We start from the raw sequence: 13,733 nt of genomic DNA, 5'->3' as shown, positions 1-13,733 counted from the left end.
CCGACCCTTCGGGACCTTCTCAATGGCCCGACTATAGGCAGAGGTCGCGGTTTGCCAAAGGGCTTCCTTGTCGCTCCTGGACTGGCCCCCAAACGAAATAGGGTCGCCCCGAAGGGCGACCCTGTCGTCATCAAATCGCTTTGACCGCAATCGGCCTTACATCGAGGGCGATGCGGCGAAGCCCGTGAAACCGCCCATCCCGAGATCGGCCAGCATCGTGGCTTCCGCTGTCTCGAGGTCGATCATGTAGAGCCCCGCGGTGTCGGCGCCCTCCATCTGGAGGATGGCATAGGCCGCGTTCTCGCCTTCGGAAGCGGACATGATGTCCATGCCACCCCAAGCCGAGATGTCGGCTTCAGCGCCGTCCACCATGATCGGGCCGACCGTGCCCAGCGTGCCGTCGTTGTTGGCAAGCGTCACGAGCGCATTGGTTTCGGCGTCGAGCGCGAATTGCGCAGTTTCCGAGGCCTTGGCGCCCGGAATGGCGTTGGTATAGGCGTTGGCGAAGATCATCGGCGTCGTGCCTTCGTTCGCGTCGCCCGCGCCATAGGCCGCATCGGTGAAGCGCATGACGCTGCCGGCGCGTTCGTCGCCGTCACCGAAGCCTTCCGGGAAATAGACGAGGTTCGCCCCGTCCGACCCCACCGCGCGCACGGCGTCGATGGCGTTGTTGAAGTCGAAGGCCACATAGTCGCCCCCGGTCATGGCGTTGTCGCCGAAGGTGGCGCCAAGGTCGGTGATCTCGCCGGTCATGGCGTTCACAGAAACGATCTTGCCGTCGCCGAAGCCCAGAAGTTCGCCCGTCACGGGGCGATAGGCGATGGCGTGCAGTTTTTCGGACAACTCGTAGGTCTGGACCGCGGCAGGCTCCGCGATGCTCGCCATGGTGACGAGCGTCATCCCGTCATCGGCGAGGGCGTAGCCCATGGTGTTCGCATGCGCATCGGCCAAGGCCGGCGCGGCGAGCGCGGTGGTCAGGGCAAGAGTAGCAGCTGTTGTGAGGGTCTTCATTGAAAATCCTTTCTTCAGGTCAATGGCTTGAACGCCGTTATCGTGTGTCTGTCTGTTTTCAGTCCCGGCACTTGGCTTTGGATGGTGCCTTTGACGACCGAAGGAACGAGCGCTCTTGGCGAAGAGTTTCGCTTCTGACGTTTCGGTGATCAGGACGTGATGGCGCGGCTCCGGACGGGGACCGTCAAAGTCTTGCGATCCCACCCGTTTCGGGTTCCTGCGGCGCCCGCGCGCGGCTCTTTCCACTGGCCCCCCGGTCCGGCCCCGGCTATGACGGGCGCGGGATTTATCCGGGGACTGAGATGAAGCAATCGCCCAAGCCGCAGCCCGGCATCATGGACATCGCGCTTTACGAAAGCGGTGCGGCCACCGTCGAAGGCGTGGCCAATGTCGTGAAGATGTCGTCGAATGAAAACCCCTTCGGCCCGTCGGAAGCGGCGACCGAAGCCTATGCGCGCGCGGGCCACAACCTTCATCGTTACCCTTCGACCGATCACGCGGGCCTCAGGGCCGCGATCGGGCAGGTCCACGGGCTCGATCCTGCCCGGATCATCTGCGGGGCCGGCTCGGACGAGATCATCACCTTCATCTGCCAGGCCTTCGCCGGTCCGCGCGACGAGGTGATCTATACCGAACACGGTTTTTCGATGTACAAGATCTCGGCACTGGCGGCCGGGGCGAAACCCGTCAAGGTGCCCGAGCGGGAACGCGTGGTGGATGTGGACGCGATCCTTTCCGCGGTGACGAAGAAGACCCGCATCGTCTTTATCGCGAACCCCGCGAACCCGACCGGAACCATGGTCGGCGTGAAGGAGTTGATGCGGCTTGCGCGGGAACTGCCCGACGAGGTCGTGCTGGTGCTCGACGGAGCCTATGCCGAATACGTCGAAGGCTTCGACGGCGGCGCAGCCATGGTGGACATGTTCCCGAACGTGATCATGACGCGCACCTTCTCGAAGATCTACGGTCTGGGCGGGTTGCGGATCGGCTGGGGCTTTGCCCAGCAGGAGGTCATCGACGTGCTCAATCGCATTCGCGGCCCCTTCAACCTGTCCAACACGCAACTCGCCGTGGCAGAGGCCGCCGTGCGCGATCAGGCCTGGGTCGACAAATGCCGCAACGACAACACCCGGCTGCGCGCCTGGCTCGCCGAGGCGCTGGCGGAACGCGGCGTGCCGTCGGACACTTCCTGTGCGAATTTCGTCCTTGCCCGCTTCGTCGACGAGGAAGAGGCGAACGCGGTGGACAATTACCTGAAATCGCACGGGATCATCGTGCGCCGCGTCGCGGGTTATGGACTGCCGCATTGCCTTCGCATCACGGTGGGCGATGAACCCTCCTGCCGCCGCGTCGCGCATCTGATCGGCGAATTCAAAGGGAGCGTGGCCGATGCAGGCTGAGACCCCGATCTATGACCGCGTGGCGCTGATCGGACTTGGCCTTATCGCAGGCTCCATGTCGCTCGCCATGAAACGCGCAGGCTTGGCGCGTGAGATCGTGGGCACCGCCCGCTCCGCCGAAAGCCGGTCGGTGGCACAGGAGATCGGGCTGGTGGACCGGGTCGTGGACACGGCGGCCGAAGCGGTGGCCGATGCCGACCTGATCGTCCTTGCGGTGCCGGTGGGCGCGATGGGGGCGGTGGCCGCCGAAATCGCCCCGCATCTGAAGCCGGGTGCGACCGTGACCGACGTGGGCTCGGTCAAACGCGCGGTCATCGAGACGGTCGGGCCGCATATCCCCGAAGGCGTCCACTTCATCCCCGCGCACCCGCTCGCAGGGACCGAGCATTCCGGCCCCCGCTCCGGCTTCGCGAGCCTCTTCGACAACCGCTGGTGCCTGATCGTGCCGGTGGACGGCACCGACCTTGCCGCGACCGAGGCGCTGCGCCAGCTTTGGGAAGGCATGGGGGCCCATGTCGATGTCATGGACGCGGACCACCACGACCTCGTTCTGGCCGTAACGAGCCACACGCCGCACCTTATCGCCTATACGATGGTGGGCGTGGCCGACGACCTGCGCCGGGTGACGGACAGCGAGGTCATCAAGTATTCCGCCGCCGGTTTCCGGGACTTCACCCGGATCGCCGCCTCCGACCCGACCATGTGGCGCGACGTGTTCCTGACCAACAAGGATGCGACGCTGGAAATTCTAGGGCGCTTCACCGAAGAGCTCTTTGCGTTGCAGCGTGCCATCCGGACGGGCGACGGCGATCTTCTCCACGACTATTTCACCCGGACGCGCGCGATCCGGCGCGGGATCATCGAGGCCGGGCAGGACACCGCCGCGCCGGACTTTGGCCGGGGCGCGAAGGAAGGGTCCAAGGCGTGATGCTCCGCGCGGGCATATCCGCGCCGGTCCTGAGCCTGTGCCTGTGCCTGTGCCTGTCGTCGGCGGCCTTGTGGGCCGAGGCGCCGACATCCTCGCCCGTGCCCCCGCCGCGCCCGGGCGCCGAGGCGGTCGACACCGCCCCCGTGCCTGATGAACCCGCAGCGGTGATTCCGCCTGAGCCTGAGCCTGTGGTTCCGCCCGAAGAGGCAGAAGAAGTCGTCCAAGGCACGCCCGAGGCGACCTCCGAGACGCCCGATGAACCGACGGCGGATGCCGGAACGTCCGAGCCTGACAGGGCAGAGCCTGCCACCGAGGATGCAGTCGTCACGGAGACTGGCGAAACGCCAGTTGAAACCGAGACGACCGGTTCCGAAGCGGCGATGCCGGAAGCACCGGCGGCTGAGGTGGGGGTGCCCGCCGACGTGGCGGAGGAGGACGGGCTCCCGACAGAGCCCGACGCGCCCACCGAAGCGCCTGCCGAAGAGACGGGAACGCCGGAGAGCGCATCCCCGGAAACGCCTGCCTCAGAGGCGCCTTCCGCAGAGGCGGCAACCGCCCAATCCGATCCTGGGCCCCAGTCACCGCCTGTCGCCGATCCCGAAATGCCCGATGATCCGCCGCGCCCGAGACCGGAGCGCGACACCGCTGCCGCAGAGCCTTCGGACGAGGCGCTCCCAGCCACCCGCCCCAGGCCACGCCCCGAACGTGCGGCCTCTGAATCCCGCACGCAGGTCGTGCAGGTGACCGCCGCCGCCTCGGCGGCAAGCGCGCTTGCCGTGCCCATCTCGATCCGTCCCCTGCCGCGTCCGGAAAACCTCCAGCGCCGCAACACTGTCGTGCGCACCGGGCTGTCGCAATCCGGCGACGAGGCGCGGCGCGTGACCGCGGGCGGCTCGGTCTGCGGACGGCCCGAGATCAAGGGCGTCGCGATCCAGCCGATCCCGGGCAAGGTGGCGGGCTGCGGACTGTCGGAAGGGGTCAAGGTCACCTCCGTCTCGGGCATCCCCCTGTCCACGCCGATCACCGTCGACTGTCAGACGGCGGTCACCTTCAACGCCTGGGTGGCCCAGGCGCTCATCCCGATCGTGGGCCGGACCGGCGGCGGCGTGCGCGAGATCAACATCATGGCAAGCTACGCCTGCCGCCCGCGAAATAATCAGCGCGGCGCAAAGGTGTCGGAACATGGCAAGGGCCACGCAGTGGATTTCGGGGGCTTCACGCTCGCGAACGGTGTGCAGGTGAGCGTCCTCAAGCATTGGTCGGACAGCCAGTTCGGAGCCACGATGCAGGCCTTGCACAAGGCGGCCTGCGGGCCCTTCGGAACCGTGCTGGGGCCGAGGAGCGACCGTTACCACCAGAACCATTTCCATTTTGACACGGCACGTTACCGGTCGGGAAGCTATTGCCGCTAGCCAAGCGCGCCGCGCCGTTCTATCCCCAAGGACAACAGGGACAGGAGGACGCCATGGCGCTGCGCAACGACATCGACCCGGACGGTTTGCTGGAATTCTCGGTGGTCTTCACCGACCGCTCGCTCAACCACATGAGCCAGACGTTCCAGACCGTGATGCGCGACATCTCGGAGGGGCTGCGCGGCGTCTACAACGCCGAGGCGGTGGCCGTGGTGCCCGGTGGCGGGACCTATGCGATGGAAGCCGTGGCGCGGCAATTCGCGACCGGCAAGCGCGCGATGGTGATCCGCAACGGGTTCTTTTCCTATCGCTGGAGCCAGATCTTCGAGATGGGCGCGATCCCGGCTGAGGAAACCGTGGTCATGGCACGGCGCACGGGGAACGGTCTGACCGATCCTTTCGCCCCGGCCCCCGTCGAGGACGTCGTGGCCAAGATCCACGAGGTAAAGCCCGACGTGGTCTTCGCCCCCCATGTGGAAACCGCGAGCGGGATCATCCTGCCTGACGATTACATCGCCGCCGTCGCTGCGGCGGTGCATGAAGAGGGCGGGCTTTTTGTCCTCGATTGCATTGCGTCAGGCTGCATCTGGGTCGACATGGCAGCGACCGGTGTGGACGTGCTCATCTCGGCCCCGCAGAAGGGTTGGTCGGCGCAGCCCTCGGCGGGTCTCGTGATGATGAACGCGGCGGCCGAGGCGGTCTGCAAATCGTCGAAGTCCACGAGCTTCGCCATCGACCTCGCCAAGTGGCGGGCAATCATGGAGGCCTATGAAGGCGGAAGTCACGCCTATCACGCGACGATGCCCACGGATGCGCTTCGCGCCTTCCGAGATGCGCTTGTCGAGACGCGGGACTATGGATTTGAGCGCCTGAAAAAGGCGCAATGGGAGCAGGGTCGGCGCGTGCGGGCAATGCTGGCTGACCGGGGGTTTCGCTCGGTCGCGGCCAAGGGATTCGAAGCACCGGGTGTCGTCGTCGTCTATACTGACGATCCCGCCATGCAGACGGGCAAGCCCTTCCTCGCGCAGGGGGTGCAGATCGCCGCGGGCGTGCCCCTGATGATCGGTGAGGGGGAGGGCTATCGCAGCTTCCGCCTCGGTCTATTCGGGCTCGACAAACTCTACGACGTCGACGCCAGCGTGGCGCGGCTCGAAGCTGCCTTCGACGCTGTGGGCTAGGGCGGCTGGTCTCAGGTCTCGCGCGACAGGCGCCAGATCCCGAGGAGGGCGAGCGCGATGCCGCTCTGAACCACGGTGACGAGGCCCATCAGCCCGCCGAGGCTGAGGCCGATCAGGGCCAAGACGACGGTGAGCGAGGCGATCAGGAATGCGGCCTGCGTAAGCTGCGCGTCGTCGAGAGCGACGGCGCGGGTGCTGGAAACGGTGTCTGACATGAGAGTGCTCCTTTCGGAGGGAACACCTCGGGGAGTGCCTGGGTTCCATTTTCTTCGGTGCCGAGCCCCGAGGACAGGTCCAACGGCAACGTGAAACGGCCCGGACCATCCCTGTGTTAGCCTTTTCCCGAACGCAACAGGGAGATGGCCAGATGAACGAACACAGCACGCCGCGCCGGCTGACCGCCGCGGACTTCGATCAGGAACTGCTCGACCTTTACGACTATTACGCCCACGGCAAGATCACGAAGCGCGAGTTTCTCGACCGCGCGGGGAAATGGGCGGTCGGCGGGCTGACCGCTGCCGCGATTCTGGGCACGCTGTCACCGAACTATGCGCTGGCCCAGCAAGTCGCCGAGGACGATCCCGACATCGAGGGCGAGGACATCACCTATGCCAGTCCTGATGGCACAGGCGACATCACCGCCTATCTCGTGCGTCCCACGACGGTCGATCCGGACAACCCGCCCGCAGCGGTGCTGGTGGTGCACGAAAACCGGGGGCTCAATCCCTATATCCGCGACGTCGTGCGCCGGCTCGCCAAGGCGGGTTTCATCGCCATGGGGCCGGACGGGCTTTCCTCGCTTGGCGGCTATCCCGGGAGCGACGACGAAGGCCGCGACATGCAGAGCAGCCTCGATCAGGAGGCCCTGCTCAACGATTTCTTCGCGGGGTTCGAGTATTTGCAGGCGCTGGAAGGCACCAATGGCAAGGTCGGCGCGACCGGGTTCTGCTATGGTGGCGGCGTGGTCAACAAGCTCGCCGTGGCCTATCCCGAGATGGCGGCAGGCGTGCCCTTCTACGGCGCAGCGCCCGACAGCGCGCAGGTCGCCCAGATCGAGGCGCCGCTCATGGTGCAACTGGCCGCGCTCGACGGGCGGATCAACGCGATGTGGCCCGACTTTCAGAAGGCGCTGGAAGAAAACGACAAGCGCTACGAGGTGCACATCTATCCGGAGGTGAACCACGGGTTCCACAACGACACCACGCCGCGCTACGATGCGGCCGCTGCGGAGCTCGCCGAAGAACGCATGGTGGCGTGGTTCAGGACCTATCTCGCCTGAGCGCCGGGTCGGGCGGCCGTGAGCCGTCCGCCCGTCGCGGGCGCTACTTGCCGACCGAAACGGCGATCAGCACGATAAAGATCACCGGCACCAGCGCGACCATGACCATCGTCACTCCGGCAAGGCCGAAGCCGAGGAAGGCAGCGGCCAGCACGACGACAAGCACGAGCGCGAGAAGAAAGGCGTTGCGGGTGAGGCTGCGGTCCGCCTGGGGTTTTGCGTGGGTCGGGGCGTGGGTCGGGGCGTGGGTCGGGGCGTGATCGGTCATCGAAGTTTCCTGTCCGGTTCGGGCGCGTTGCTCGGGGTCCGGGCTTGTCGCGCGAAACCAAAGGGAATGCCATGCGCGCTCCTGCCGCGCGACGGGGTGTCGCAGGGTCTGGCGGGGGTCCTTGCTGCCTGACCATTCCAGGATTCCGGAATTCTAGAATCCCGGAAACTCCAAGGTCACGAAATTAAGGGAGTATTCTCCCCTGTCTTAAGAAAGCTATTAACGCGGGCCCAGACCGGCCCGCATGATCCCACGCCGGACCGGCGTGATGTCATGCACGGCCCTGAGGCCCAGAAGGCGCACGGCCTGAAGCCCGGCCTCACCCGAGCGCGCCACACGGTTGAAAAGGTCGATCACTCGTGCCCGTCGCTCGATATCGGGTTTGCGTGCCGCCTCAAAACGGGCGAGGGCCACCGGATCGCCGGGGTCCGCCCCTTCGCTGATCGCCTCGACCAGCGCGGCAATGTCGTTGAGCGATGTATTCAACCCCTGCGCCCCGATGGGGGGCAGCGCATGCGCCGCTTCCGCCACCACGGCCACCCGACCTTCGACGAGCCGTTCTGCCGTTTGCGTCACGATGGGCCAGATCGACCGATTGCCCTTGAGCCTGAGCCGCCCGAGCAGGTTCGCCGAACGCGCCTGCATCACGTCCTCAAACAGCGGAACGGGCATGTCCATCAGTTCGACCGCCCGCGGTCCGAGGTTCATCCAGACGATCGCGCTCGCGTGGGCGTCGTCGATGTCGGGCAGGGGCACGATGGTGAAGGGACCGCCCTCGTTGTAGATCTCGGTCGAGATATTGTCGTGCGGCACGTCATGCGTGACGGTGAAGGCGAGCGATTTCTGCCCATAGCGCGTGGTCTTGACGCCGATCCCGGCGGCCTCGCGCAGGGGGGAGAATTTCCCGTCCGCCGCGATGGCGAGCCTTGCGCGCACGGTCGAGCCGTCGGTCAGCCCGATGATCACCTCGGACGAGCGGTTCACCAGCGAGCGAAACCCGGTGCCGTAGAGCGCCGTGACCCGCTCTGCGCCTTGCAGATAGCTCCAGAGTTCGCGCCTGACGAGCCAGTTCATCAGGTTCCAGCCGAAGGGTTCGTCCGACATGTCGGTCGCGCGAAACACCCGGCGGTCGCGCTCGACAGGGGGCCAGCCGGTGGTGTCGATGACCTGCAACTGGTCGAGGGGCTTGGAATGCGGTTCGAGCAAGTCCCACAGCCCGCAGGCCATGAATAGGTCCCGTGCGGGTTGCAGAAAGGCGGTCGACCGAAGGTCGGAGCCGTCGAGGTCCGCCTCTGTGACCGGCGGCACCGGGTCCACCATCACGACGCTGAATCCGCGCGCGGCAAGAACCGCGGCCGCAACCTGTCCCGCGATCCCGCCGCCCGAAATGAAGATGTCCGTCTCGTGCCGTATCATGCCTCGTGCTTACGCTCCTCTGGCGCGCTGGGGAATACCCCGCCGCGAAGCTGCGACAGGAAGTCCGACAGGTCCGCCGTGTGGTGGCTGACATGCGGGGCCGTATGGGCATGGGGGGCGACGTGAATGGTTCGCATCCCCATCTCATGCGGCACCAGAAGGTTCTTCGGATCGTCCTCGAACATCGCCGCAAAGGCCGGGTCGAGCCCGTCCTTGCCGAAGACCGTTTCAAAGGCGAGACGCTGGGGCTTGGGGTGGAAATCCGCGTGTTCAACGCCATAGATGGCGTCGAATAGCCCGCTCAGGCCACGCGCCTCCAGCACCCGTTCGGCATAGGGGGCCGAGCCGTTGGTGTAGACGATCCTGCGACCGGGAAGGTCCGCGATCCGCGCGGCCAGGATCGCATCCCGAACCAGCGGGTCGAAGGAGATGTCGTGCACCTCGACCAGATAGGGCCCGGGATCGACTCCGTGTTCGGCCATGAGCCCGGCCAGCGTCGTGCCGTAGCTTTGCCAGTAATGCAGGCGCAGGCGGTTCGCCTCGTCGCGGTCGCAGCCCACGACCCGCATGACCCAGTCGGTCATCCGGACCTCGATCTGGTCGAAGAGACGGGCCTCCGGCGGGTAAAGCGTGTTGTCGAGGTCGAAGACCCAGGTGGTCACATGAGAGAAATCTTTGTCGATCATGACCTGTTTCTACTGCGACCTGTCGTCGCCCGCACCCGGCAAATGCCTCGCTCGCTTGATTAGGGGGCGGCTTTCGGCATAGTCCCTTGGAAACACAGGGAGGAGCCCAGGCGTGGCAGATCAGAAGAGCGGGCCGAAAGATGCTTACGGGATGATCCTCGACGCCATCGACGCGGGGCTCTATCAGCCCGGCGACCGGATGGTGGAAAGCGAACTGGCCGACCGTTTCGGGGTTTCGCGCACGCCGATCCGCGAGGCGCTGCAACGTCTCGAGACCCAGAGCCTGCTCAACCGGGATGGCCGTTCGCTCATCGTGGCATCCCTCGATCACAACCAGCTTGCCGAGCTTTACACGGTGCGTGCCGAGCTCGAAGGGCTGGCGGCGCGGCTGGCCGCCCAGCACGCCGCGCCCGAGGAGATGAAGCTCCTGCGCCAGATGGTCGAAACGGACCGTGGCCTCGTCGGCGATGCCAAGGCGCTGGCCCGGGCCAACCGGCGGTTTCACCGGCAGATCCACCTGGCCTCGCACAACCGCTATCTGCTCCAGCAACTGGACCTCGTGCACCGGACCATGGCGCTCCTGGCGACCACGTCGCTTGCTGCCGAGGGGCGCCCGGAACTGGCCATTGCCGAACATGATGCCATCGTGCGTGCGATCGAGACGCGAGACGGTGATGCGGCCGACGACGCGCTGCGCACCCATATTTCGCTGGCCTTCGAGACGCGGCTCAAGCTCGACAGTCAGCGGGAGTGACCGGCGCATCGTGTCCGGTCAGGCGCCGTGCCTCTGGCGTTTCGTCAGCGATGCCATGTTGGGTCTTGTCCCAGTAGAAGGGCTTGAAAAAGACCTCCGCCACGCCCTTGAGCGCGGCGATCGTCGCCAGCGGGTAATAGAGGTGCATCAAGGGCACGAAGGGCAGGAGGAAGCGTCCGCCTCGACCGTCTCGCCCCCTTGCGCGCCTTTCCCGCGCCACGAGCCCGGCGATGTTCACGATCATCGTCAGGATCTCGGCCGCGACGAAGAGACCGCCTAGGGCAAGGAAGAGCCACGGCGCCATGACCGAATGGAGCGGGTGGGCAAGTCCAAAGGCCACGACCCAGAACGACCAAAGGACCGGCGCCAGTAGCGCCTGCGCCAGCGAGCCCAGGAACAGGACCTGAACGCCGATGAACTTGCGGGGACCGAGTTGATCGAGCAGCGCCAGGGGGTTGCGCATATGCACGCCCCAGGTGATGGCATAACCCTTGATCCAGCGCGACCTTTGCTTGACCCAGGGCCAGAAACGGCAGTTGGCTTCTTCGAGCGTCACGGTGTCGACCATTTCCGTGCGGTAGCCATGCCGGGCAAGCCGTATGCCCAGGTCGGCGTCTTCGGTCACATTGTGGGCGTCCCAGCGACCAAGAGCTTCGAGCGCGTCGCGGCGGAAGAAGAGCGTCGTCCCGCCGAGCGGAAGGACCAGACCGAGTCGCTCGAGCCCCGGCAGCACCACGCGAAACCAGGCAGCGTATTCGACGGTGAAGGATCGCGACAGCCAGTTCGTGCGCGCGTTGTAGTAATCGAGCGCCCCTTGCAGACAGACGACCCAGGGGCTCGCGTCGCGAAACCGCCGCACGATCTTGACGATCTGGTCGGGCTCCGGCGCGTCCTCGGCGTCATAGATGCCGATGATCGACCCCCGCGCGAAGTCGAGCGCGTAGTTGAGGGCGCGGGGCTTGGTCTTGATCCCGCCGCGCGGCACCTCGATCACCCGCATCCAGGGCGGAAGCATCGTGGCGGCGAGCGTGTCCTGTGTGGTCCTGTCGTCAGCTTCGACGACGAGGCAGATGTCCAGAAGTTCGCGCGGGTAGGCGAGCAAGGAAAGCCGCTTGATCAGCCGGGCGGCGATGCGGCGTTCCCGAAACAGCGGCACGAGGATCGACACGACCGGCGCGTCGTGCAGGTCGTTGGCGTAGGGAGGGGTCCTTTCGTCAGGGAGCGCCCCGCCGGGCCGGTCCCCGTCCACCATCACGGCGGCGGCGACAACCTTGAGCGCGGAGTTCGCAAAGAGCGTGAGGACCGCCAGTGACATGGCAACCGACAGGACCGCGACCGGTGCCGCAAGGGTCGCCATGGTCAGGATCACGGTGATCCCCGCGAGGACGAGCCGCGACCGGACCATCCGCTGGGTGCGGCAGGATTCGCCGGGAGGCACCCGCGTCTCGGCGCGTTCGGCCAGCGTTAGGGCACGCCGCCGGACGATGCTCGTCTCCACCTCGCTCGGCGTCGCGACGACGAGACGCTGCGCGTTCCAGCCTGCGGGCAGCGCGGTTGTGATGGCGTTGGGGCGGTCCGGTCGTGCCGTCGCGAGGACGACCTGCGTGCCGATCCGGCGGAGCGGGACGGTTGCAAGGCGAAGGCAGGTTTCGACGCCCATTTCGTCGATCAACCGGACATCGGGCGGGTTGCATTGAAGGTCGATGCGACCAAGCCCGGACTGTATGGCGAGCGCGCCATAGACTGCCGTTTCCTCCGCGAGCCCGTTGGCGACCAGCACCTCCGAGAGCGGTCGCCCTGACCGAGCTTGAAGGTCGAGCGCCGTCGACAGATCGTCCCGGGTGATGGACTTCTGATCGAGAAGGATCTGCCCCAAGGTCCGGCCGCGGGTCGGGGCCTCGCGACTGGTCCCGGCCCCGAGAGGCCCGGCCCGCTCGGGGAAGAGCACGCGCACCTCCGCCTCCGGCACTCTCGCGGCGGTGTCGAGCGGGGGCAGGGGGTCAAGGCGCATGATCGCTCCGGCAGGTCGCGCATATACTGCGCCCTGATGGTTAACGATCGGTTAAGATGGCTGCCTCAGCCGCAGACGCCTCAGGCGGTCGCCCGGGCCGCCATGGCCTCGGCGAAGCGCTCGAAGAGGTAATAGCTGTCCATCGGGCCGGGGGAGGCTTCGGGGTGATACTGCACGGAGAACACCGGGCGGTTGTCCATGGCGATGCCGCAGTTCGACCCGTCGAAGAGCGAGATATGCGTCTCCTGCACCCCGTCGGGCAGCGTCTGGGCGTCCACGGTGAAGCCGTGGTTCATCGAGGTGATCTCGACCTTGCCCGTGGTCTTGTCCTTGACCGGGTGGTTCGCGCCGTGGTGGCCGTGGTTCATCTTGATGGTCTTGGCACCCAAGGCGAGGGCCAGCATCTGGTGGCCAAGGCAGATCCCGAAGATCGGCAGGTCGGTGGTGTTGAGCACCTCCTGGATCATCGGCACCGCGTAGCTGCCCGTGGCGGCCGGATCGCCCGGGCCATTGGACAGGAAGACCCCGTCCGGGTTGAGCGCCAGCACCTCTTCCGCCGTGGCGGTCGCGGGCAGCACGGTCACATCGCAACCCGCCGAGGCGAGGCAGCGCAGGATATTGCGCTTCGCACCGTAGTCGATCGCCACGACCTTGTGCTTGGCGTCCTTGAGCTTTGGGAACCCGTCCGGCCAGGCCCAACGCATCTCGTCCCAGCGGTAGCTCTGCGCACAGGTCACGTCGCGCGCGAGGTCGAGCCCGACCAGACCGGGGAACTTGCGCGCCTTGGCGACCAGCGCCTCGAGGTCGAAGTTGCCGTCGGGGTCATGCGCCAATGCCACATGGGGCGCACCCTGCTGGCGGATCGCGCGGGTCAGCCGCCTGGTATCGAGCCCGCCGATCCCGATCCGGCCCCGCTTGGCGAGCCAGGCGGCGAGATCCTCGGCCGCGCGCCAGTTCGAGGGCTCCGTCGGGTCCCATTTCACCACCATGCCGGCGGCGACCGGGTCCTGCGTCTCGTCGTCTTCCGGGTTCACGCCGGTATTGCCGATGTGGGGGAAAGTGAAGGTCACGACCTGCCCCGCATAGGAGGGGTCCGTCATGATCTCCTGGTAGCCGGTCATCGCGGTGTTGAAGCACAACTCCGCCGTCGTCTCGCCCACGGCGCCGAAGCCCTTGCCATAGAACACGGTGCCATCCGCGAGAACGAGGCAGGCGGTGGGTTTCGGTTTCTTGGACATGGGGCACCTCTGGCAGCGGCGGATGGACGGCGGGCAAATCGGGCGATACCTACGGGCGCGGCGCAGGAGCGTCAAGGGGGCAGGACGGCCTTCGGACCACGCGCGGAGCGGCGGATTGACGGCGGGTCACCGGCGCTTGTTTCCCCTGCGCC

13 protein-coding genes are annotated in these 13,733 nt (G+C 66.4%); 6 read left to right on the top strand and 7 right to left on the bottom strand.

The features are described from left to right. Window positions 1–156 precede the first annotated feature (156 nt). The gene (locus KJP29_RS15865; RefSeq protein WP_218464496.1) at window positions 157–1,011 is read right to left on the bottom strand and encodes a DUF4394 domain-containing protein; all 855 of its coding nucleotides are present in this window, start codon (window positions 1,009–1,011) and stop codon (window positions 157–159) included. Window positions 1,012–1,313: 302 nt separating this feature from the next. Between KJP29_RS15865 and hisC the strand changes: the two genes are divergently transcribed. The 4 genes from hisC to KJP29_RS15845 are packed head-to-tail and all read left to right on the top strand — an operon-like array spanning window position 1,314 to window position 5,929. Then, window positions 1,314–2,411, top strand: coding sequence for a histidinol-phosphate transaminase (gene hisC / locus KJP29_RS15860; protein WP_218464495.1), 1,098 nt, complete (start codon window positions 1,314–1,316; stop codon window positions 2,409–2,411). Next, a complete protein-coding gene (locus tag KJP29_RS15855) occupies window positions 2,401–3,339 on the top strand; it encodes a prephenate/arogenate dehydrogenase family protein (RefSeq protein ID WP_218464494.1) in 939 nt (312 codons plus the stop codon). The genes hisC and KJP29_RS15855 overlap by 11 nt, the downstream gene beginning before the upstream one ends. Further along, window positions 3,339–4,751, top strand: coding sequence for an extensin family protein (locus KJP29_RS19355; RefSeq protein ID WP_255553634.1), 1,413 nt, complete (start codon window positions 3,339–3,341; stop codon window positions 4,749–4,751). Before KJP29_RS15855 ends, KJP29_RS19355 begins: the two co-directional genes overlap by 1 nt. A 53-nt stretch (window positions 4,752–4,804) precedes the next feature. Next, window positions 4,805–5,929, top strand: coding sequence for an aminotransferase class V-fold PLP-dependent enzyme (locus KJP29_RS15845; protein ID WP_218464493.1), 1,125 nt, complete (start codon window positions 4,805–4,807; stop codon window positions 5,927–5,929). Between the two features lie 11 nt (window positions 5,930–5,940). On the opposite strand, the gene KJP29_RS15840 is transcribed toward KJP29_RS15845, so the two are convergent. Continuing rightward, entirely contained in the window at window positions 5,941–6,144 is a 204-nt protein-coding gene (locus KJP29_RS15840) for a hypothetical protein (RefSeq protein ID WP_218464492.1), read from the bottom strand. A 152-nt stretch (window positions 6,145–6,296) separates the two neighbouring features. Between KJP29_RS15840 and yghX the strand changes: the two genes are divergently transcribed. After that, the gene (gene yghX, locus KJP29_RS15835; RefSeq protein WP_218464491.1) at window positions 6,297–7,208 is read left to right on the top strand and encodes a YghX family hydrolase; all 912 of its coding nucleotides are present in this window, start codon (window positions 6,297–6,299) and stop codon (window positions 7,206–7,208) included. A gap of 43 nt (window positions 7,209–7,251) precedes the next feature. Here the strand turns inward: yghX and KJP29_RS15830 are convergent, their stop codons facing one another. The 3 genes from KJP29_RS15830 to KJP29_RS15820 all read right to left on the bottom strand — a co-directional run bounded on the left by KJP29_RS15830 (window position 7,252) and on the right by KJP29_RS15820 (window position 9,578). Beyond that, window positions 7,252–7,476, bottom strand: coding sequence for a hypothetical protein (locus tag KJP29_RS15830; protein WP_218464490.1), 225 nt, complete (start codon window positions 7,474–7,476; stop codon window positions 7,252–7,254). A 219-nt stretch (window positions 7,477–7,695) separates the two neighbouring features. Further along, window positions 7,696–8,892 (bottom strand): FAD-dependent monooxygenase, encoded by a 1,197-nt coding sequence (locus KJP29_RS15825; RefSeq protein WP_218464489.1) that lies wholly within the window; start codon window positions 8,890–8,892, stop codon window positions 7,696–7,698. Continuing rightward, entirely contained in the window at window positions 8,889–9,578 is a 690-nt protein-coding gene (locus tag KJP29_RS15820; protein ID WP_218464488.1) for a pyrimidine 5'-nucleotidase, read from the bottom strand. Before KJP29_RS15820 ends, KJP29_RS15825 begins: the two co-directional genes overlap by 4 nt. 151 nt (window positions 9,579–9,729) lie before the next feature. Between KJP29_RS15820 and KJP29_RS15815 the strand changes: the two genes are divergently transcribed. Continuing rightward, window positions 9,730–10,332: a GntR family transcriptional regulator gene (locus KJP29_RS15815; protein ID WP_255553732.1), complete on the top strand. Its 603-nt coding sequence runs from the start codon at window positions 9,730–9,732 to the stop codon at window positions 10,330–10,332. On the opposite strand, the gene KJP29_RS15810 is transcribed toward KJP29_RS15815, so the two are convergent. Continuing rightward, window positions 10,307–12,343 carry a glycosyltransferase gene (locus KJP29_RS15810; protein WP_218464486.1) on the bottom strand — a complete coding sequence of 679 codons (2,037 nt, stop codon included), beginning with the start codon at window positions 12,341–12,343 and terminating at the stop codon, window positions 10,307–10,309. The two genes, KJP29_RS15815 and KJP29_RS15810, sit on opposite strands and share 26 nt — an antisense overlap. Window positions 12,344–12,423: 80 nt before the next feature. Continuing rightward, window positions 12,424–13,581 carry a glutamine-hydrolyzing carbamoyl-phosphate synthase small subunit gene (gene carA / locus KJP29_RS15805; RefSeq protein WP_218464485.1) on the bottom strand — a complete coding sequence of 386 codons (1,158 nt, stop codon included), beginning with the start codon at window positions 13,579–13,581 and terminating at the stop codon, window positions 12,424–12,426. Window positions 13,582–13,733 lie beyond the last annotated feature (152 nt).

Origin of the sequence: Maritimibacter sp. DP1N21-5 (genome assembly GCF_019218295.1) — a bacterium.
Taxonomy (GTDB): Bacteria; Pseudomonadota; Alphaproteobacteria; order Rhodobacterales; family Rhodobacteraceae; genus Maritimibacter.
This window is presented reverse-complemented; position numbering and strand designations above follow the sequence as displayed.